20 protein-coding genes and 4 tRNA genes are annotated in these 20,216 nt (G+C 58.5%); 17 read left to right on the plus strand and 7 right to left on the minus strand.

Going from position 1 to position 20,216, the window contains the following annotated elements; translation table 11 throughout:
• The first annotated feature begins 26 nt into the window (after nt 1-26).
• From ltaE to mgtE, 8 genes are all read left to right on the plus strand, one after another.
• Nucleotides 27-1,031, plus strand: coding sequence for a low-specificity L-threonine aldolase (gene ltaE / locus GIW02_RS04540; protein ID WP_236418929.1), 1,005 nt, complete (start codon nt 27-29; stop codon nt 1,029-1,031).
• 145 nt (nt 1,032-1,176) lie between these two features.
• Complete coding sequence (gene alaS, locus GIW02_RS04545; protein ID WP_236418931.1) at nt 1,177-3,795, plus strand: alanine--tRNA ligase; 2,619 nt, start codon at nt 1,177-1,179, stop codon at nt 3,793-3,795.
• Between the two features lie 97 nt (nt 3,796-3,892).
• Nucleotides 3,893-5,134, plus strand: a complete 1,242-nt coding sequence (locus GIW02_RS04550) for an aspartate kinase (protein ID WP_056861669.1) — start codon at nt 3,893-3,895, stop codon at nt 5,132-5,134.
• 175 nt (nt 5,135-5,309) lie between these two features.
• Nucleotides 5,310-5,498 (plus strand): carbon storage regulator CsrA, encoded by a 189-nt coding sequence (csrA, locus tag GIW02_RS04555; protein WP_003175645.1) that lies wholly within the window; start codon nt 5,310-5,312, stop codon nt 5,496-5,498.
• A gap of 62 nt (nt 5,499-5,560) precedes the next feature.
• Nucleotides 5,561-5,651: transfer RNA gene (locus GIW02_RS04560), tRNA-Ser, on the plus strand.
• 108 nt (nt 5,652-5,759) lie between these two features.
• Nucleotides 5,760-5,836 (plus strand) — tRNA-Arg (locus GIW02_RS04565).
• A 72-nt stretch (nt 5,837-5,908) separates the two neighbouring features.
• Nucleotides 5,909-5,985 (plus strand) — tRNA-Arg (locus GIW02_RS04570).
• 349 nt (nt 5,986-6,334) lie between these two features.
• Nucleotides 6,335-7,777: a magnesium transporter gene (mgtE, locus tag GIW02_RS04575; RefSeq protein ID WP_236421784.1), complete on the plus strand. Its 1,443-nt coding sequence runs from the start codon at nt 6,335-6,337 to the stop codon at nt 7,775-7,777.
• A gap of 114 nt (nt 7,778-7,891) precedes the next feature.
• On the opposite strand, the gene GIW02_RS04580 is transcribed toward mgtE, so the two are convergent.
• The 3 genes from GIW02_RS04580 to GIW02_RS04590 form a co-directional block, all read right to left on the minus strand.
• Entirely contained in the window at nt 7,892-8,218 is a 327-nt protein-coding gene (locus tag GIW02_RS04580; RefSeq protein WP_003193592.1) for an Arc family DNA-binding protein, read from the minus strand.
• Nucleotides 8,219-8,612: 394 nt separating this feature from the next.
• Nucleotides 8,613-8,792, minus strand: a complete 180-nt coding sequence (locus tag GIW02_RS04585; protein ID WP_236421785.1) for a PA3371 family protein — start codon at nt 8,790-8,792, stop codon at nt 8,613-8,615.
• Between the two features lie 11 nt (nt 8,793-8,803).
• The gene (locus tag GIW02_RS04590) at nt 8,804-9,031 is read right to left on the minus strand and encodes a hypothetical protein (protein WP_236419717.1); all 228 of its coding nucleotides are present in this window, start codon (nt 9,029-9,031) and stop codon (nt 8,804-8,806) included.
• A 327-nt stretch (nt 9,032-9,358) separates the two neighbouring features.
• Between GIW02_RS04590 and GIW02_RS04595 the strand changes: the two genes are divergently transcribed.
• Both GIW02_RS04595 and GIW02_RS04600 read left to right on the plus strand, forming a co-directional pair.
• A tRNA-Arg gene (locus GIW02_RS04595) sits at nt 9,359-9,435 on the plus strand.
• A 286-nt stretch (nt 9,436-9,721) separates the two neighbouring features.
• Nucleotides 9,722-11,101, plus strand: a complete 1,380-nt coding sequence (locus tag GIW02_RS04600; protein WP_236419719.1) for an MFS transporter — start codon at nt 9,722-9,724, stop codon at nt 11,099-11,101.
• Nucleotides 11,102-11,161: 60 nt separating this feature from the next.
• Here the strand turns inward: GIW02_RS04600 and GIW02_RS04605 are convergent, their stop codons facing one another.
• The 4 genes from GIW02_RS04605 to flgA form a co-directional block, all read right to left on the minus strand.
• Nucleotides 11,162-11,911 carry a flagellar brake protein gene (locus GIW02_RS04605; RefSeq protein ID WP_236419721.1) on the minus strand — a complete coding sequence of 250 codons (750 nt, stop codon included), beginning with the start codon at nt 11,909-11,911 and terminating at the stop codon, nt 11,162-11,164.
• 96 nt (nt 11,912-12,007) lie between these two features.
• Nucleotides 12,008-12,478, minus strand: a complete 471-nt coding sequence (locus GIW02_RS04610; RefSeq protein WP_122540751.1) for a flagellar protein FlgN — start codon at nt 12,476-12,478, stop codon at nt 12,008-12,010.
• A gap of 48 nt (nt 12,479-12,526) precedes the next feature.
• Entirely contained in the window at nt 12,527-12,850 is a 324-nt protein-coding gene (gene flgM / locus GIW02_RS04615; protein ID WP_236413921.1) for a flagellar biosynthesis anti-sigma factor FlgM, read from the minus strand.
• A gap of 141 nt (nt 12,851-12,991) precedes the next feature.
• Nucleotides 12,992-13,756 carry a flagellar basal body P-ring formation chaperone FlgA gene (gene flgA / locus GIW02_RS04620; RefSeq protein ID WP_236413928.1) on the minus strand — a complete coding sequence of 255 codons (765 nt, stop codon included), beginning with the start codon at nt 13,754-13,756 and terminating at the stop codon, nt 12,992-12,994.
• A gap of 90 nt (nt 13,757-13,846) precedes the next feature.
• Between flgA and GIW02_RS04625 the strand changes: the two genes are divergently transcribed.
• The 7 genes from GIW02_RS04625 (at nt 13,847) to GIW02_RS04655 (ending at nt 20,136) form a co-directional block, all read left to right on the plus strand.
• Nucleotides 13,847-14,779: a chemotaxis protein CheV gene (locus GIW02_RS04625; RefSeq protein ID WP_236413930.1), complete on the plus strand. Its 933-nt coding sequence runs from the start codon at nt 13,847-13,849 to the stop codon at nt 14,777-14,779.
• A gap of 43 nt (nt 14,780-14,822) precedes the next feature.
• A complete protein-coding gene (gene cheR / locus GIW02_RS04630) occupies nt 14,823-15,650 on the plus strand; it encodes a CheR family methyltransferase (protein ID WP_236413932.1) in 828 nt (275 codons plus the stop codon).
• Nucleotides 15,651-15,959: 309 nt separating this feature from the next.
• Nucleotides 15,960-16,367: a flagellar basal body rod protein FlgB gene (gene flgB / locus GIW02_RS04635; protein WP_003175633.1), complete on the plus strand. Its 408-nt coding sequence runs from the start codon at nt 15,960-15,962 to the stop codon at nt 16,365-16,367.
• A 3-nt stretch (nt 16,368-16,370) separates the two neighbouring features.
• The gene (flgC, locus tag GIW02_RS04640) at nt 16,371-16,823 is read left to right on the plus strand and encodes a flagellar basal body rod protein FlgC (RefSeq protein WP_122720802.1); all 453 of its coding nucleotides are present in this window, start codon (nt 16,371-16,373) and stop codon (nt 16,821-16,823) included.
• Nucleotides 16,824-16,839: 16 nt separating this feature from the next.
• Nucleotides 16,840-17,559: a flagellar hook assembly protein FlgD gene (flgD, locus tag GIW02_RS04645; RefSeq protein ID WP_236413934.1), complete on the plus strand. Its 720-nt coding sequence runs from the start codon at nt 16,840-16,842 to the stop codon at nt 17,557-17,559.
• A gap of 31 nt (nt 17,560-17,590) precedes the next feature.
• Entirely contained in the window at nt 17,591-18,910 is a 1,320-nt protein-coding gene (flgE, locus tag GIW02_RS04650) for a flagellar hook protein FlgE (RefSeq protein WP_236413936.1), read from the plus strand.
• A 221-nt stretch (nt 18,911-19,131) separates the two neighbouring features.
• On the plus strand, nt 19,132-20,136 hold the full coding sequence (locus tag GIW02_RS04655; protein ID WP_236413938.1) for a hypothetical protein: 1,005 nt from the start codon (nt 19,132-19,134) through the stop codon (nt 20,134-20,136).
• Nucleotides 20,137-20,216 lie beyond the last annotated feature (80 nt).

The following is a 20,216-nucleotide window of genomic DNA, read 5'->3' on the forward strand; positions in this document are numbered from 1 at the left end:
CAATGCACCCCTTCGAGGTTTGTTTGATGTCTGTGATCGACCTGCGCAGCGACACCGTGACCCAACCCACGCCCGGCATGCTCGACGCGATGGCGACTGCCGTCAGCGGCGATGACGTCTACGGCGAAGACCCGAGCGTCAATCATCTCGAAGCCGAACTGGCCAGGCGCCTGGGGTTTGCCGCGGCGCTGTTCGTGCCCACCGGCACCATGAGCAATCTGCTGGCATTGATGGCTCACTGTGAGCGCGGCGAGGAATACATCGTCGGCCAGCAGGCCCACACCTACAAATATGAAGGCGGTGGCGCGGCGGTGCTGGGCTCGATCCAGCCGCAGCCGCTGGAGGTGCAGGCAGACGGTTCCCTCGACCTTGCCCAGGTGCTCGAGGCCATCAAGCCGGATGACTTCCACTTCGCCCGCACCCGGCTGTTGGCGCTGGAAAACACCATGCAGGGCAAGGTGCTCCCGCTGGCGTACCTGGAGCAGGCGCGCGCCTTTACCCGTGAACACGGCCTGGCCCTGCACTTGGATGGCGCACGGCTCTACAACGCTGCGGTCAAGCTTGGGGTGGATGCGCGGGAGATCGCCCGGCATTTCGACTCGGTCTCGGTGTGCCTGTCCAAGGGCCTCGGCGCGCCGATTGGCTCGGTGCTGTGCGGCTCCACGGCCTTGATCGCCAAGGCGCGCCGTTTGCGCAAGATGGTCGGCGGCGGCATGCGCCAGGCCGGTTCGCTGGCGGCGGCGGGGCTGTATGCGCTGGATCATCAGGTAGAGCGCCTGGCCGATGACCACGCCAATGCCCAATGGCTGGGCGATGCGCTGCGTCAGGCCGGTTATGAGGTGGAGTCGGTGCAAACCAATATGGTCTACGTGCAGATTGGCGACCGGGCGCAGGCCTTGAAGGCGTTTGCCGCCGAGCGCGGGATCAAGCTGAGCGTCGCGCCGCGTCTGCGCATGGTCACGCACCTGGATGTAAGCCGGGCGCAGATCGAGCAGGTGGCGCAGACATTCGTCGAATTCTCGCAAAAATGAGCGTGCAGACCGTCTAATTGAACCTCTCTATCGCATAAACACGCTGTACCACCGGCAAAGGGCCGATATAATGCGGCCCTTTGCCGTCGCTCCGTCTGATGATGTTGCGCACTGGCCTTTGGCCGCAGCCTCCGTGGAAGAACCTATGAAAAGCGCAGAAATCCGTGAAGCCTTCCTTCGCTTCTTCGAAGAGCAAGGTCACACCCGTGTCGCCTCCAGCTCCTTGATCCCAGGCAATGACCCAACCCTGCTGTTCACTAACGCGGGGATGAACCAGTTCAAGGACTGCTTCCTGGGCCAGGAAAAGCGCGCCTACACCCGCGCCACCAGCAGCCAGAAGTGCGTACGCGCCGGCGGTAAGAACAGTGACCTGGAAAACGTCGGTTACACCGCACGCCACCACACCTTCTTCGAAATGCTGGGTAATTTCAGCTTTGGCGACTATTTCAAGAAAGACGCGATCACCTTCGCCTGGACCTTCCTGACCGGCGTGCTGAAGCTGCCCAAGGAAAAACTCTGGGTCACCGTGTACGCGACGGACGACGAAGCGTATGACATCTGGACCCAGGAAATCGGTGTGCCCGCTGAGCGCATGATCCGCATCGGCGACAACAAAGGCGCGCCATACGCATCCGACAACTTCTGGACCATGGGCGATACCGGCCCGTGTGGCCCTTGCACCGAGATCTTCTACGACCACGGCGCCGACATCTGGGGTGGCCCACCAGGCTCGCCGGAAGAAGACGGCGACCGTTACATCGAGATCTGGAACAACGTGTTCATGCAGTTCAACCGCACCGCCGACGGCGTGTTGCATCCGCTGCCGGCACCGTCGGTGGATACCGGCATGGGCCTGGAGCGGATCAGTGCGGTCATGCAGCACGTGCATTCCAACTATGAAATTGACCTGTTCACCAACCTGCTGAGCGCGTCGGCGGCGGCCATTGGCTGCGCCAATGAAAACCAGTCTTCGCTCAAGGTGGTGTCGGACCACATCCGTTCCTGCGGCTTCCTGATTGCCGATGGTGTGCTGCCGTCCAACGAAGGCCGTGGCTATGTGCTGCGTCGCATCATCCGACGCGCCTGCCGTCACGGTAACAAGCTGGGCGCCACTGGCAGCTTCTTCTACAAAATCGTTGCCGCACTGGTTGCCGAGATGGGCGAAGCCTTCCCGGAACTCAAGCAGCAGCAAGGCAATATCGAGCGCGTGCTCAAGGCCGAGGAGGAGCAATTCTCCAAGACCCTGGAACACGGCCTGAAGATTCTGGAGCAGGACCTGGCCGGGCTCAAAGGCACCGTGGTGCCGGGCGACGTGGTGTTCAAGCTGTATGACACCTACGGCTTCCCGATGGACCTGACCGCCGATATCGCCCGTGAGCGTGAGCTGACCATCGATGAGGTCGGTTTCGAGCGTGAGATGGAGGCCCAGCGCGTGCGCGCGCGTTCCGCCAGCTCGTTTGGCCTGGACTACAACACCCTGGTCAAGGTTGACGTACCCACCGAATTCACTGGCTACAGTGCCACCGTTGGTTCGGCCAAGATTGTTGCCCTCTATAAAGACGGCAAGTCGGTCGACGTGTTGAGCGAAGGCGACGAGGCGGTCGTGGTCCTGGACCAGACCCCGTTCTACGCCGAGTCCGGTGGCCAGGTGGGCGACTGTGGCTTCCTGAGCTCGACCTCCGGCCGCTTTGAAGTGCGCGACACCACCAAAACCGGCGGTGCGTTCCTGCATCACGGTGTTTTGGTGCTGGGCAACCTGACGGTGGGCGCGCCGGTCGACACCCAGGTCGATGCCGACGTACGCCATGCCACCGCGCTGAACCACTCGGCCACGCACTTGCTGCACGCCGCATTGCGCCAGGTGTTGGGCGAGCACGTCCAGCAGAAGGGCTCGTTGGTCGACAGCCAGCGCCTGCGTTTCGACTTCAGCCACTTTGAAGCGATCAAGCCAGAGCAGATCAAGGCGCTGGAAGACATCGTCAACGCCGAGATTCGCAAGAACACCCCGGTGCAAACCGAAGAAACCGACATCGAGACTGCCAAGGCCAAAGGCGCCATGGCGTTGTTCGGCGAGAAGTACGGCGACAACGTGCGCGTACTGAGCATGGGCGGCGACTTCTCGGTGGAGCTGTGTGGCGGCATCCATGCCAACCGTACCGGCGACATTGCCCTGCTGAAAATTGTCAGCGAAGGTGGCGTAGCATCCGGTGTGCGTCGTATCGAGGCGGTGACCGGGGCTGCGGCCCTGGCCTACCTGAATGCGGCTGAAGAACAACTCAAGGAAGCGGCCACCCTGGTCAAGGGCAGCCGCGACAACCTGATCGACAAACTGTCCGCCGTGCTGGAGCGCAACCGTGCGCTGGAGAAACAGCTTGAGCAGTTGCAAGCCAAGGCGGCCAGCGCTGCGGGTGATGACCTGTCGGCTTCTGCGGTGGACGTCAAGGACGTGAAAGTCCTGGCTGTGCGCCTGGACGGTCAGGACGGCAAGGCGCTGTTGGCCTTGGTCGATCAGTTGAAGAACAAGCTCGGCCGCGCAGTGATCCTGCTCGGCAGTGTCCATGAGGATAAGGTCGTTCTGGTTGCCGGTGTAACCAAAGACCTGACTGGCCAACTCAAGGCCGGTGATTTGATGAAACAAGCCGCTGCGGCAGTGGGCGGGAAGGGCGGTGGTCGTCCGGACATGGCGCAAGGCGGTGGTGTAGACGCCGGTGCTCTGGACGCGGCCCTGGCCCTGACCGTGCCGTTTGTCGAGGCAGGTATTTAAGGCGCTGTTAATGAGCCCATGGTCTAGTCGTGGGCTCGCTCGGTTGCTGGAAGATTCGTTTATTGGGCGCCCCTTTACGGGCTGAGGCGGCTTAGAAATGGCTTTGATCGTACAGAAATTTGGAGGCACCTCGGTCGGCTCTGTCGAAAGAATCGAGCAGGTGGCCGACAAGGTTAAGAAATTCCGCGATGCCGGCGACGACTTGGTGGTGGTGCTGTCGGCCATGAGCGGCGAAACCAATCGCCTGATCGATCTGGCCAAGGCAATCAGCGGCGATCAACAACCGCTGCCGCGTGAGCTGGATGTGATCGTGTCCACCGGTGAGCAGGTGACCATTGCACTGTTGGCCATGGCGCTGAACAAGCGCGGTGTGCCGGCGGTGTCCTACACTGGCAGCCAGGTCCGCATCCTGACCGACAGTGCGCATACCAAGGCGCGCATCCTGCAGATTGATGATCAGAAAATCCGCACAGATCTCAAGGCCGGGCGTGTGGTAGTTGTAGCAGGGTTCCAGGGTGTGGACGAGCAGGGCAACATCACCACCCTCGGGCGTGGCGGTTCGGACACCACCGGCGTGGCGCTGGCAGCGGCTCTCAAGGCCGATGAATGCCAGATCTACACCGATGTGGACGGCGTTTACACCACTGACCCGCGTGTGGTGTCCGTGGCCCAACGCCTGGACAAGATCACTTTTGAAGAGATGCTGGAAATGGCCAGCCTCGGTTCCAAGGTGTTGCAGATCCGCGCGGTGGAATTCGCCGGCAAGTACAACGTTCCGCTGCGCGTATTGCACAGCTTCAAAGAGGGTCCGGGCACCCTCATTACTATTGATGAAGAGGAATCCATGGAACAGCCGATCATTTCCGGCATCGCTTTCAACCGCGATGAAGCCAAGCTGACGATCCGTGGCGTGCCAGACACCCCGGGCGTGGCGTTCAAGATCCTGGGCCCTATCAGCGGCGCAAACATTGAAGTGGACATGATCGTGCAGAACGTTTCGCACGATAACACCACCGATTTCACCTTCACCGTACACCGCAACGAGTACGATGCAGCCGAACGTATCCTGCAGAACACCGCGAGCGAGATTGGCGCCCGTGAAGTGGTTGGCGATACCAAGATTGCCAAGGTGTCGATCGTGGGTGTGGGCATGCGTTCCCATGCCGGTGTTGCCAGCCGCATGTTCGAGGCGCTGGCCAAGGAAAGCATCAACATCCAGATGATCTCCACCTCGGAAATCAAAGTCTCGGTGGTGATCGAAGAGAAGTACCTGGAACTGGCTGTACGTGCGCTGCATACCGCGTTTGAGCTGGACGCTCCGGCCCGACAGGGCGAGTGATGCAATGCCAGGAAGGCGCGGTTTACCGCGCCTTTCATTTTTTTGTAGGGCGCGTGGTCTTTTACATGCGCTCGACAATACTTAGGCCGTTAGGGTTACGACCGTGAGGTCGTGGGCCGAACGCCTTTTTTTTGCAGACTGTTGTTCCTGAACTGAAATGCGTGAGGAGAAAGGTATGCTGATTCTGACTCGTCGGTGCGCAGAAAGCCTGATTATCGGTGATGGCGAAATCACCGTGACCGTGCTCGGCGTCAAAGGCAATCAAGTACGTATTGGGGTTAACGCTCCGAAAGAGGTAGCGGTGCACCGCGAGGAAATCTACCTGCGGATCAAGAAAGAGAAGGACGAAGAACCAAGCCTTTAATTTTTATCGTTTTTTATGTTTGCAAACGGGGATGAACGTGGTTAATATACGCCCCGTGTTGCGGAGAGCTGGCCGAGTGGCCGAAGGCGCTCCCCTGCTAAGGGAGTACACCTCAAAAGGGTGTCGGGGGTTCGAATCCCCCGTTCTCCGCCATTATTTGCTTAGTACGTTGCAATCTGGTTTTTTCGGTAAGTTGTTGAAATTACTCGAAAAAATAGCTTTACATAGAGATTGAACGGCCTATAATGCGCGGCAACAAATGCACTCGTAGCTCAGCTGGATAGAGTACTCGGCTACGAACCGAGCGGTCACAGGTTCGAATCCTGTCGAGTGCACCATTTAAGAGTTAGTTGCAGCAATGCAGGTAGCTTGGCTCCAACCAGTTGTGATCTGGTCTAAAAACACACTCTGCACTCGTAGCTCAGCTGGATAGAGTACTCGGCTACGAACCGAGCGGTCACAGGTTCGAATCCTGTCGAGTGCACCATACAAACAAAAAGCCCGCCTAGTGCGGGCTTTTTGCCGTCTGGGGTTTGGGTCGGATTTGTCCCAGGCTTTAACTATTCTTTCTTTTCGTGTGTTTTCCTTTCGGACGGCGTCGTCGCAGTTCATAGATGCAGCCGATACTCAGCTTTGGCTCGCAAGCGCTTGTTCTTTCCAGTTTTTTAACGTTTAAAGCGCGCGCAGCGTGTATCATTGCGCCCGTCAGCCCCGCCGGGGCTTGTGGAATACCTCCATGGACTTACCCAGTAGTTACTCAGTACCCCGCTTTACCAATCATGAATTGACTGATTGATCCTTCCGGCGTGCCCCGCTGCTGGGAGTGGAGTTCGCCTATGACCGAAGTAGAAGTAAAGAAAACACAAGAAAGCCTGCAGGATCGTCTGGCTCAAGTTATTGAGCTGCTGCAGCGCCAGCGCGTGGTCGAAGACCTCACGCACCGCCAGGAAGGTCCGAATCAGGACCGCGTAGAAAACCTGGTTCACCGGCAAAACCTCGTCGAGCTGCAACGCAAGCTCGATGATCTGCACTCCGCCGACGTCGCCTATATTCTCGAAGCCTTGCCGCTGGATGATCGACTGACCCTGTGGCAGTTGGTCAAGGCCGACCGCGATGGCGACATCCTGCTTGAAGTGTCCGATTCTGTCCGGGAAACCCTGATCGCCGACATGGACGATCACGAGCTCCTGGCTGCGGCCAAGGAGATGGACGCCGACGAACTGGCGGACCTGGCCCCTGAGCTGCCGCGTGATGTTGTCCATGAGCTGATGGAGGCCCTCGACACCCAGCAGCGTGAGCGCGTGCGCTCGGCGTTGTCCTATGACGAGGATCAGGTCGGCGCCCTGATGGACTTCGAGATGGTCACCATCCGCGAAGACGTCAGCCTGGAAGTGGTCCTGCGTTACCTGCGCCGACTCAAAGAGTTGCCCGGCCATACCGACAAGCTGTTCGTGGTCGACTACGAGGGCATCCTCAAGGGCGTGTTGCCGATCAAGCGATTGCTGGTCAATGATCCGGACAAGAAGGTTGCGGATCTGATGGCCAGTGACACGGTCAGTTTTCATCCGGATGAAGATGCCTACGATGCCGCCCAGGCGTTCGAACGCTATGACTTGATTTCGGCGCCGGTGGTCGACAAGAACGGCAAGTTGATCGGCCGTTTGACCATCGATGAAATCGTCGACCTGATTCGTGAAGAAAGTGAAACCGAAGTCCTCAACATGGCGGGTTTGCGTGAAGAGGAAGATATCTTCGCTTCCGTGTGGCGCTCACTGCGTAACCGTTGGGCATGGCTGGCCGTCAATCTGATCACCGCGTTTATCGCTTCCCGCGTGATCGGCCTGTTCGAGGGCTCCATCGAAAAGCTGGTAGCCCTGGCGGCGCTGATGCCAATCGTGGCCGGCATTGGTGGCAACTCCGGTAACCAGACCATCACGATGATCGTGCGCGCCATGGCGCTGGATCAGGTGAGTACCGCCAATTCCTCGCGTCTGCTGCGTAAAGAGTTGGCAGTGGGCCTGATCAACGGCTTGGTGTGGGGTGGGGTGATCGGCGTGGTTGCCTACTTGCTGTACGGCAGTTGGTCGCTGGGCGTGGTGATGACGGCTGCCATGACACTCAACCTGTTGTTGGCGGCGCTGATGGGGGTGCTGATCCCCATGACGCTGGCGCGCCTGGGGCGCGACCCCGCGATGGGCGCCAGCGTGATGATCACCGCCATGACCGACAGTGGCGGCTTCTTCATCTTCCTGGGGTTGGCGACGATCTTCCTGCTGTGACCTGTCCGGCGGGAGCAACTCTGCTCCCGCCTTGCTTTGCTCCTCTGAGTATTCCTGCCAAATTCCAGGCAAAAAAAAGCCAGCACATGGCTGGCTTGGGCTTTCAGCTTTAAATCAATTGGCTTCTGCGGCCGCTTCAACGTCGTGCGCGATAAGCGAGACGAGAGCATTTTGCTGGCGATGGGAGAGCTGACGAAAACGCTGCAGCAGTTCGCGTTCGTGCAGCGACAGCTCCGGGCTGTCCAGACGCATGCTCAACTCCTCACCCAGCGCACCTTCCTGAATAAGGCTTTGTTCCAGGCGCGCGATGATTTCGGAGTTCATGCTGCGGTGATGATTGCGAGCCACCTCGGCAATGCGTTCCCGCATTCCGTCTGGCAGACGTACGACGAATTTGTCAGCCGTACGGCTGGAATAAATTGCCTGTTTCAATGGGCGCATATATTTAACCGGTTAGTTCAGGGGAGCGGTTTTTGGAATTGGCCGCAAGATGAGTGTTAAGACAAGGCTCACGACTAAAGTTCAACCCTAATTGCAAAGAGGCCGCATCATGCCTCAGATTTGACAGTTCCTTGGCGTCAATTCTGTGACAAATATTGAACTGCCTAAAGGCTTTATGCCAGCACTCATTTACATTTTTGCGGACTGGTTGGAAAACTTTTCAACCAGTGAATGCGCAGGGGAACTTCCCGTAAGCCCAGGCCGACAGGGGCTTTGAGGCCGCACATCGTATAGCAAACTGGCCTTTTGCCCTTATCTTTAAGACTAGTGGCAATTTGCCGATTAGCGAGGGCGAGGCGACATAAGGTAGGGAGGGGAGGGGAGGGGGCAGGGGTCAGCGTAAAACCGGGTCGAACTTGATGCGGCGGCCCACGATCAGCGTCAACAGCAGCAGGCTGGCCAGCACGCCGGTGGCAATGAACGCGGTGGTTTGTCCGTCCTGGGAGTCGGCATTCAGGCCGAGCAGGCCAGTGACGACGGTCAGGCATAAAAACAACCAGGCTGGTTTGGTCATGAGTGGTTTCCTCAGAAAACCCAGTGTTCAGAGGCGGGTGCGGCCTGGGTACCTTGGGTCAGGCGTACCGGCGATTGAGCACCGGGGGTCATCACTGCCAGTTGTGGGCGCTGTTGCAGATGGTGCGGCACGGCTTGGCTGATCTGTGCGGGATCGTTGCTGCCAGTCGATTGGAAGTGGAACATCAGCAATGCAGCCAAGGCTACGGTGTTGAGGGCTAACAGAAGGGCACTGTTCATGGTCATGTTCTCCGCTTTAACGCCGTGGCTGAATGGCTTTCGTAGGAGAAGTATTGCAGGTCTTGTGCCAATGTTTTATTTCAATAAAATCAATGGGTTGAGTCTACTTTAAAGCGTGCAAAGGTTGCAATTTGCAATGCTGGCATTTTGGAGGGTTGCATTTTGCACGATGGCGTCAGGTGCCCGTGTTTGCGGGGCCTGAACAACATCGCCAGCACCCGCATCGGCCTACATTCAAAAAGCCTAAGGACGACATGACAAAACCCACCTTGGCCGTTAACATGCACGCCGTCCGTCTCAGTGCCCAAGGCCTGATGGCTGTCATTAGTCCCAGTAGCTCAATTGGATAGAGCATCCCCCTCCTAAGGGGAAGGTTGGCCGTTCGAACCGGCCCTGGGACACCAATCAAACGCCTATGACAAAGCCCCGCACAGATTATTCTGGCGGGGCTTTTTCGTGCGTGTTGGTTGTTTTCAACTCCCGGTCGAACCTTGCCGCCGATCAATGTTCACAGCACGTACGGTCGGGTATTTTTCGCAACGGTGTACCTTGCACGCCCCCCGGCAGCGTCTGAGCTGTTAAGCAAAATAATCCCCGGAAACAGCGCCTTTCGCCTGTCCGGGCCCGGCAACCCCGGACTATCATTTCGGTAGCCCTGTCTCTTACTGCAAGGAGCCGCTCGGAACGCCGATGCGCCAGATCTGGAAACCTTTTCGAGCCCTTTATTTCGCCTCCTTGATGATGCTGATCGGCTCCGGCCTGCTCAGTACCTACCTGGCCCTGCGCCTGGCGGCCGACCATGTCGACAGCCTGTGGGTGGGTGCGCTGATGGCCGCCAACTATTTTGGCCTGGTGCTGGGTGGCAAGATCGGGCATCGCCTGATTGGTCGGGTCGGCCACATCCGCGCTTACGCTACCTGTGCCGGGATCGTCGGAGCGGCGGTGCTCGGCCATGGGCTGATCAACTGGCTGCCAGCATGGATCGTGCTGCGGATGATTGTGGGCTTGGGGATGATGTGCCAGTACATGGTGATCGAAAGCTGGCTCAATGAGCAGGCGGACGCCAAGCAGCGTGGCGCGGTGTTCAGCGGCTACATGATCGCTTCCTACCTGGGGTTGGTGTTGGGCCAACTGATTCTGGTGATGCACCCCCAGCTCGGCCTCGAATTGCTGATGCTGGTCGCGCTGTGCTTTGCCCTGTGCCTGGTGCCGGTGGCCATGACGCGCCGTATTCACCCGGCGCCTCTGCACCCGGCGCCGATGGAGCCGCGCTTCTTTATCAAACGCGTGCCGCAGTCGCTGAGTACCGTGCTGGGTGCAGGGCTGATTGTGGGGTCGTTTTACGGTCTGGCGCCGTTGTATGCCTCTCAGCAGGGGCTTACCACCGAGCAAGTGGGTCTGTTTATGGGTAGCTGCATTTTTGCCGGCCTGGTGGTGCAGTGGCCGTTGGGGTGGTTGTCGGACCGCTATGACCGCGCCCTGCTGATTCGCTGCTTTGCCCTGTGCCTGGCGGTGGCGGCTTTACCCTTGGCGGTGATGACCAACGTGCCGCTGGAAGTCTTGTTCGTGGCCGGTTTCTTGTGTTCCCTAGTGCAGTTTTGCCTGTACCCGCTGGCAGTGGCGTTCTCCAATGACCACGTGGAGGGCGACCGCCGCGTGTCGCTCACGGCGATGTTGCTGGTGACCTACGGCGTTGGTGCGAGTATCGGGCCGTTGCTCGCCGGTGTGGTAATGAAACTGTTCGGCAGCCACATGCTGTACGCATTTTTCAGCCTGTGCGCGTTGATCCTGGTGTGGCGCATCCGGCCGAAAGCCGTGACCAACCTGCATCAGGTGGACGACGCACCGCTGCACCATGTGGCGATGCCCGACAGTATGTCCAGCTCGCCGCTGGTGGCTGCGCTCGACCCTCGGGTGGATGAGCAGGTGGTGCAGGAGCAAATGCAGAATCCCGCCCCGGAGCCGGAGGCCGAGCCTGAATCGCCGGTGGAGGAGCCTGTTGCTGAGGAGCCGTCCGACCCGCTGGACCCGGACGAGCATCCCCACGACTTGAGCCGGGCGCGCCCCTGAAAGCAAAAACGGGCAGATCCCATCAGGATCTGCCCGTTTTTTTGTCGCGATCTTTACGTGTTAAAAATCGTCGTCTTTGTCGAAGCGCCGTGCTTCGCGTTGCAATTGGTACACAAAGCGCTCCACCTGACGCTGCACCAGCCCGCTCATGTTGTGAAAGCGCACGCCGGCGAAGGTGGTGTTGATCTTGTCTTCGAAATGCAGGTAACGCAGTTCGACCGAGGTGGTCATGCTGCCGAAGGGCAGGGCGGCGATGAAGCGGTCATAGACCTGGCCCAGTTGCAGGCGCTCGGAGATGTCGCCTTCAAAGCGCAATTTGCAGCCAGTGGCAGAAATATCCAGCAGCTTGCCGCTGACTGGCGCCTTGAGTTTTTCGCCGCCCAGTTCGATGTTGACCAGTTGGGCCAGCTTCAAGGCCGCTCGGAAGGCGTTGCGGCGCTGGTGGTAGACCACTTCGTCCGGCATGCCACCGGTGTAGATGCGGTGGCCGTCCTTTTCGCTGATGCTCAGGCTGCCGTTGCTTTCCCACGCGACGCGTACGCCTTCGTGGAAGCCTTCGATGCGGAAGGGTTCGCCATTTTCCAGGTGACGTTCGCCGTCACGGGGGATCATTTCGTCCAGGGACAGGGTGCCGTTGTCCCGATCGACGTCTACCAGGTAACTTTGGAAGCGCTGGCTGCGTTCGTGGAAGGTGATGATCAGTGGGTCATGGCTTTCTTGCAGCATCCGCAAGGTGCCGGCGATTTCCAGAGGCGTGGTGAGTACCTTGGGTGGCTGCGGTGCATCTTCCGCATTAAGGGCGTTGAACACGGTTCTTCCATCTCCAGACAAAGTACGACTACACGCAAAAGCAGGCATTCTGCCAGTATCTAACGCGCCTTGGATAGGGCGGGCCGTAAACCGACATCAGGCTTGGCTGCGGGTGCTTGGCTTGACCAGGCGCGAGGTGGAACCCTGGGCGTTGTAAAGCGCCGGAGGCTCTCCGCCGTGAAGTATACGCAACTGGTTGGCGGTCGTAGCTTGCTGAAGCTGGATCGACTGACCGTTGAGCAGGTTGGCTTCCTGGCACTGGGCGAGCAATTGATTGAGTTCTTTGCTCTGAGCCAGTAGCTGATCGCCCACCGAGGAATGGCTGGCCAGTTGCGCCAGGCCATCGTGGTCGGCTGGCAGGCCCAGGCTGATGAGGATCTGGCTGCGTTTCTTGCCGTGCTGTTCCAGCAGGACAATCAACGACTGCTTGCGCGCGAGAATTTCTTCCAGCAAGGGCATGTCCCGGCCGTAGAGGGCCAAGGATTCCTCCTTGAGCAGCTCGAGCAGCTGTTGCGTCGGCGCGTGATCATCAATGATCAGTTGAAGCAAATGTTCGTCGTGATGCATGGCTGGCCTTGGGGTTTAAGCGTCCAAAAGCCCGGCGCAGGCCTTTGCCTAGCGCTCGGCTTCGAAATTAAGCAGCTTGCTGGCTACACGGTTGCTGTCGACTTTATAGCTGCCATCGGCGATTGCCTGTTTCAATTCGGCCACACGGGCTTTATTGACGACCGGTTGATCGCGCAGCGAGTCAGTGACCTTCTGCAACTGTTGAGCCTCATTGCTCAGGTGTACGGATTCCCCGCTCTGGCTGGCGCTGGCCTGTTCCGCCTTGGCGGGCAGTGGCTGGGCCTTGGCTTCTACGCTGTCCTTGGCACCGCTGGTGCGCGTAGTGCCCGACGTAGCCGGGGTGTTATTTAAACGACTGAAATCGATGACCATGATAAAAAAACCTCTGGGTATTTGGACGCTTGCCATGTTTTCGGCCATACCCGGACAAACTTTAGGCGCAATTGACAATAAACTGCACAGGCCGGCACCCAACCGACAGTGTAGGAAAACCCGGCGTCCGATACCAGTGATCTATAAAGCTACCTCCACTTGACCCGGCGCAGTCACGCGCGCCTTGATCACGCGATTGGAGTTGAGGTTCTTGACCCGGATCTGTTCGCTCATGCCGCCGTTGGACAGGGCTTCGCCCGGCATCTTCACGTTCAGCCCACCGCTGCTGGCGGAAATCACCACCTGGTCGCCCTTGCGAATCACTTCTGCCTGTTCCAATTGCACCAGGGTGATGACCTGGTCGGTGACCACTGGTCGGGTCAATTTCTGCCCGACGGCCTGATCGAGAGACGTCAGGTAGCCCTGATTGATCATGCTGATGTCGCGCTCGCGCAGTACAACATCCTCGAAACCGATGATGCCGGTGCGTTTCAGCGGGCGCGCAACCACCACCACATCGCGGAACAGCTTGACCTGGGCAGGCACGAACACCGTCCAGGGCGAGGCGCCGTCACAGCGGACCTTGACGGTTACGCGGCCGATTGGCTGGGCCGGGCTTTCCAGGGTGGCTGTCAATTCCTTGTCGCACATTGGCATGCGCAGGCGTGGGTCCAGTTGGTTGACCTGGATTTCATAACGCCCCGGTGTCTGGGTGCTCGCCAGATAATCTTCTACAGTGAACTCAAGAAAGCCTTGAGTGACGCCGATAAGTAGATCAGGCAAGGTGACGTTGTCTGCGCGGGCCGCGGTGCCCAGGCTCAAGGCAAGCAACGTCGCACAGGCGCAGAATAATCTGCGGTACTGTGGGGATCGAAGGCGTCGGGAAACTGTCGTTTTAATATCCATGACCAACAAATAGCAAAGCTCGTGCCGTTTAGTGTTGGGGGCGCGCTGCCCTGCAGGTATGACCCAAGGTTTTAGCGTAGGAGTAAAGGCATGGCAGGTGTAATGGATTCAGTAAACCAGCGCACACAGCTGGTAGGGCAGAATCGCCTGGAGTTGTTGCTTTTTCGCCTGGATGGCAAGCAGCTGTATGGCATCAACGTGTTCAAGGTGCGGGAAGTGCTGCAATGCCCCAAGCTGACGATCATGCCCAAGTCCAGCCCGGTGGTGTGTGGCGTCGCCAACATCCGTGGCGCGACCATTCCGATTCTTGACCTGGCCCTGGCCACCGGTTCGGCGCCTTTGCAGGATCGTGAAAACCCGTTCGTCATCATTACCGAATACAACACCAAGACCCAGGGTTTCCTGGTGCGCTCGGTGGAACGCATCGTCAATATGAACTGGGAAGAGATTCATCCGCCGCCCAAGGGCACCGGCCGTGATCACTACCTGACGGCGGTGACGCGGGTGGATAACCAGTTGGTGGAAATCATCGACGTGGAGAAGATCCTCGCCGAAGTGGCACCTACCTCGGAATCGATTTCCGTCGGTGTGGTGGACGCTGAAACCGCGCACAAGGCGATCTCCCTGCGTGTGCTGACGGTGGATGACTCCTCGGTGGCGCGCAAACAGGTGACCCGTTGCCTGCAAACCGTCGGCGTCGAAGTGGTGGCCCTCAATGATGGTCGCCAGGCGTTGGACTACCTGCGCAAGCTGGTGGATGACGGCAAGAAGCCGGAAGAAGAATTCTTGATGATGATCTCCGACATCGAGATGCCGGAAATGGATGGCTACACCCTCACGGCCGAGATACGTAACGATCCACGCATGCAAAAATTGCATATCATCCTGCATACTTCGTTGTCGGGTGTATTCAATCAGGCGATGGTCAAGAAGGTCGGTGCCGATGACTTCCTGGCCAAATTCCGTCCTGATGACCTGGCATCCCGGGTAGTCGACCGGATCAAGGCAGCAGATCACGGCTAGGGGGTTTTCTCCTGGCGGTCACACGATTTAAGAGGCGGTATCATTGTCTACGGGTAATTTGGATTTCGAACAGTTCCGGGTCTTCCTGGAAAAAGCCTGTGGCATATTGCTCGGTGAAAACAAGCAGTACCTGGTATCCAGCCGTCTCAACAAACTGATGGAACAGCAGGGCATCAAATCCCTGGGCGAACTGGTACAGCGTATCCAGGGCCAGCCGCGCAGTGGGCTCAAAGAGATGGTGGTGGATGCCATGACCACCAACGAAACCTTGTGGTTTCGTGACACCTACCCCTTTGAAGTGCTCAAGAGCAAAGTGCTGCCGGAGGCCATCAAGGCCAGCCCTGGCCAGCGTTTGCGCATCTGGTCGGCTGCCTGTTCATCGGGGCAGGAACCCTACTCGATTTCAATGTCGATCGACGAGTTCGAGCGGACCAACATGGGCCAGCTCAAGGCGGGCGCGCAAATTGTCGCCACCGACCTGTCCGGTACCATGCTCACCAACTGCAAGACCGGCGAGTACGACAGCCTGGCCCTGGGTCGTGGTTTGTCCCCGGAGCGCCTGCAACGCTACTTCGACCCGAAAGGGGCGGGGCGCTGGGCAGTCAAGGCGCCGATCAAGAGCCGCGTAGAGTTTCGCTCGTTCAACCTGCTCGACAGCTACGCCAGCCTGGGCAAGTTCGACATGGTGTTCTGCCGCAACGTGCTGATCTACTTTTCGGCCGAGGTGAAGAAAGACATCCTGTTGCGCATCCATGGCACGCTCAAGCGCGGCGGCTACCTGTTCCTCGGTGCTTCCGAAGCGCTGAACGGTCTGCCGGATCACTACCAGATGGTGCAGTGCAGCCCGGGGATCATTTACCAGGCCAAATAAGCCGTACTGGGTCAAAAATGTGGGAGGGGGCTTGCTCCCGATGGCGGTGCTTCAGTTGATATAGCTATCACTGACACACCGTCATCGGGAGCAAGCCCCCTCCCACATTTTTTTTGCGGCAAATTTCAACAGAGCGGCAACTCCCCATTGCCGCTTTACTGGCGCCACGCGGAAACCGCTTGCCGCTTTTCTGGCATTGCCGCCGGCAAATATCTCGCAAACCCTTGAATTACGGGCCTCGCACAAACTGGCATGCACCTTGCTATAGCCCTGTTAACGAACAGCAGGTCAGCCTAAAAGGTTTCCGCCATGAGCATCAGCTTCGATAAAGCGCTCGGTATCCACGAACAAGCCCTGGGCTTCCGCGCCCAGCGTGCCGAAGTCCTGGCCAACAACATTGCCAACGCCGACACCCCGAACTACAAGGCTCGGGACCTGGACTTCTCCGCCGTGCTCGCCGCACAGCAGGACAAGACCAAGAACGGCACCTTCGCCTTGAACATGACCAACAGCCGTCATATCGAAGCGCAAGGCCTGAGCAGTGGTGACGAGTCGCTGTTGTATCGCACGCCGATGCAGCCATCGATCGACCAGAACACCGTCGACGCCCAGCTGGAGCAATCGGCCTATGCCGAGAACTCGGTGAACTTCCAGGCCAGCTTTACCCTGCTCAACAGTAAATTCAAAGGGCTGATGTCAGCCCTGCGTGGAGAGTAAGCCATGTCCCTAGCCAGTGTTTTCAATATTGCCGGCAGTGGCATGAGCGCGCAGACCACGCGCTTGAACACCGTCGCCAGTAACATCGCCAACGCCGAAACCGTGTCGTCGAGCATTGACCAGACCTACCGTGCCCGTCACCCGGTGTTCGCCACCATGTTCCAAGACGGCCAGGCCGGCCAGAGTGGCAGCGGCGCTTCGCTGTTCCAGAACCAGGATGCCGCAGGCCAGGGCGTGCAGGTGCTCGGTGTGGTGGAAGACCAGAGCAATCTGGAAGCCCGCTACGAGCCGAACCACCCGGCAGCCAACGAAAAAGGCTACGTGTACTACCCGAACGTCAACGTGGTCGAGGAAATGGCAGACATGATCTCCGCCAGCCGCTCGTTCCAGACCAACGCGGAAATGATGAACACCGCCAAAACCATGATGCAGAAGGTTCTGACCCTGGGTCAGTGATAAGGGGCGCCAAATAATGGCCATCGTTGATACGTCTACCAACACGGCAGTCCAGGACCTTTTCAATTCCAAGGTCAGCACCGCCACCAACAACGTTGCGAGCACTGCCGCTGCCGCCACCGGCAACCAGTCCCTGGGCAAGGATGCGTTCCTGCAACTGCTGGTGACACAACTGAAAAACCAGGACCCGCTGTCGCCTCAGGACAACGGTGCGTTCGTGGCCCAGCTGGCGCAGTTCAGCAGCCTGGAAGGCATCAATACCCTGAACGACTCGGTGAATGCGATCTCCAGCAACTTCAGCTCGTCGCAAGCGTTGCAGGCGTCGTCGCTGGTGGGGCGTTCGATCATCACCCAGACCGACAAGGCCTTGGTCGACACCAGCAAGAGCATGACCGGTTCGGTGGCGGTGACGTCGGCAGTGGGCAATGTCGCGATCAAGATCACCGACAAAGACGGCAACGTGGTGCGCACCATCGACATGGGTGCCCAGAACGCCGGCACCTCGGATTTCATCTGGGATGGCAAGAACGACGCCGGTGAGGTTGCCCCTGCAGGCACCTACACCTTCGCGGCCACCACGAAAAATGACAAAGGTGACGCGGTGGCCCTGGCGACTTCGCTGCCGGCCACAGTCACCAGCGTGACGCTGAGCAAGACCGGCGGCGAAATGGTGCTGAACCTGGCGGGCGGCATGGGCAGCGTCAAGCTGTCGCAAATTCAGACTATCGGTACATAGAGCCGGCTAAATACGGCAGAGGGAGAGAAACATGTCTTTTAATATCGGCCTTAGCGGCCTCTATGCGGCCAACAAACAACTGGACGTGACCGGCAACAACATCGCCAACGTCGCGACCACCGGCTTCAAATCGTCCCGCGCGGAATTTGCGGACATCTATGCCGCATCCAAACTGGGCACCGGCCAGAACAGCATCGGCAATGGCGTGAACCTGGCGGCAGTGTCCCAGCAGTTCACCCAAGGTGACGTCAACAACAGCGGCGGCATCCTGGACATGGCGATCCAGGGCGGTGGCTTCTTCGTACAGAAAGGCAGCGACGGCTCGCTGGAGTACACCCGCAGCGGTGCTTTCCGTGCAGATAAAGATGGCTACATCACCAACAACACCGGTACGTCGCGCCTGCAAGGTTACGCCGCCGACGAGAACGGCAAAATCATCAAGGGCGGCCTGGTTGACCTGCAACTGAACCTGGCGAACCTGCCGCCCAAGGCGTCCACCAAGGTGGACTCCACCAGCAACCTGAATTCCTCGGACGAGCCGATCGATACCACGCTGCATCCGTTTGATCCGACCAAGACCGACAGCTTCAACACTCAGTACTCCACCACGCTCTACGACACCCAGGGCAATGCCCACTCGATGGTGCAGTACATGGTCAAGACGGGCGCCAATGAATGGCAGTCCTACACCTTGATCGACGGTCGCAACCCGAACGGCACAGCGATCAGCGGCGTTGACCCTACCGACCATGAAGTGCCTGTACCGTCGACGTTGAGCTTTGATGGTTCCGGCAAACTCACCGGTATTGTTGGCGCAAACGTCGACGGCACCACCATGACCATTGATGACTGGATTCCGGGCAGCATGGTCAACGGCGTGTGGACGACCAACGGTGCCGACGCCAACAAGGACGGGATTGCCGTCAATATGGGCAACATCACCCAGTACAACTCGGCCAGCTACCGTAACCCTCCGGTTACCGACGGCTACGCCACCGGCCAGATCACCGGCCTGAAAATCGACGGCAGCGGTGTACTGTTCGCGACGTTCAGCAACCAGCAGAGCAAGGCCATCGGCCAGATCTCCCTGGCCAGCTTCAACAACGAACAGGGCCTGCAGCCATCGGGCGGTACCACCTGGAGAGAAACCTTCGCCTCGGGCCAGCCGGGTTACGACAGCCCGCAAGCCGGTACCCTGGGTTCGATCGTGGCCAACTCCCTGGAGAACTCCAACGTTAACCTGACCAACGAGCTGGTGGACCTGATCAAGGCCCAGAGCAACTACCAGGCCAACGCCAAGACCATCTCCACCCAGAGCACCATCATGCAGACCATCATTCAGATGACCTGATGGTTTGATGCGCTAAAAAAGCCCCTCGCCCGAGGGGCTTTTTTTTGTGTGAGATTTGGCATCGAGGTTTTCCCACGGTCTTTCCCGTCATCAGACGACAGGCTTGTTGGAACTGAGCGCTCCTTTTATTCCACTGATTGAGCCGAGAGACATTGAATCAAACCATTACAAGGTGGGTAGAGATGCGGACTTCATCAGTGCCCGGGCAAGTGAGCGTGGGGATGCGTCATGAACATCAGGAGAGTGCGAGCTTTTCCACGGGCAACCAGAACGCCGTGGCGCTCGAGGGCAGCGCGAAGAATCGAGCGCTCAAAGGGTTGGCAGGCGACGAACATGTGAACAGGGCGCAGGCTGATCGCAAGGCGGATAAAAGTATGGCGTCTCAGGGCGAGCGAGCGCTCATGAACGACCTGGGGCTTTTGTTTGAGGCGGTGCACAAAGGCTTGGGCGAGCTTCTAGGGTTCATGCGTAGGATGCTTAGTCCTACCTCCACTCCGTCCTCTGTATCACAGCATTCGGCAGTGAATGAAGATAAAGCTGAGCCTGCAAAGGCTGCCCCCTACAAGCCTGATAGTGAAGCGATGCCGGCCAAGCGAGTTGATGACTTGACGATTAGAAGGCCAGTCATTCCTAGCACAGAGATTGGGCGCGGAAGTATCTGGTCTGGTTTCAGGCAGGGCCCGGATGGAAACTGCGTGACGGTGTCGGCAATCAAGGCGGCAATGATGAGATTTGGCACGAAGCCTGCCGATACTTACAAGGAAGTGAAGCCTGACGGCAACGGCTATCACATAGAAATGCGCGATGGGTTCAAGCTCTATCTGTCCAAGGCTGAGTTCAGGGAGGCCGAAAAGGCTTCAGAATTCCGGGGCGATGATCGCTCACTGTTGGATGAGGCTAATTTTCTGTATGCAGTGAGCGCGAAGCGGGCGCAATTAAAAAATAACGACGGTTATGCCAGGCAGAGTTTTGCTGCTGCGCTGCGTAGCCTTAATGATGGTGAGGATGGGCGTGAGGGGCTGGAGCGTCTGGGGCTGATAGATCACATTGTCGAAACCACTGCTGGGGTGCTGGCTGCGGGGCAGTTGGGTGTTGTTACGCATGGCATCAGGACCCGTGATGGTGTGATCGGCCATTCGCTGGCAGTTATTGGTGGGAGAGAGGAGGTGTGGGGTCGGCAGGGGCCGCCGCCACCGCCTGAATCTAACGCCTTGGCCTTGGTTTGATGCCGGGCTGAGCGTGCGTTCCCGTGTGCGCACATATGAAAACACCCGATAAACCCAAATGTTTCCAGGGTCTATCGGGT

The organism is Pseudomonas syringae (assembly GCF_021606685.1).
In the GTDB taxonomy this organism is placed as follows: Bacteria; Pseudomonadota; Gammaproteobacteria; order Pseudomonadales; family Pseudomonadaceae; genus Aquipseudomonas; species Aquipseudomonas syringae_R.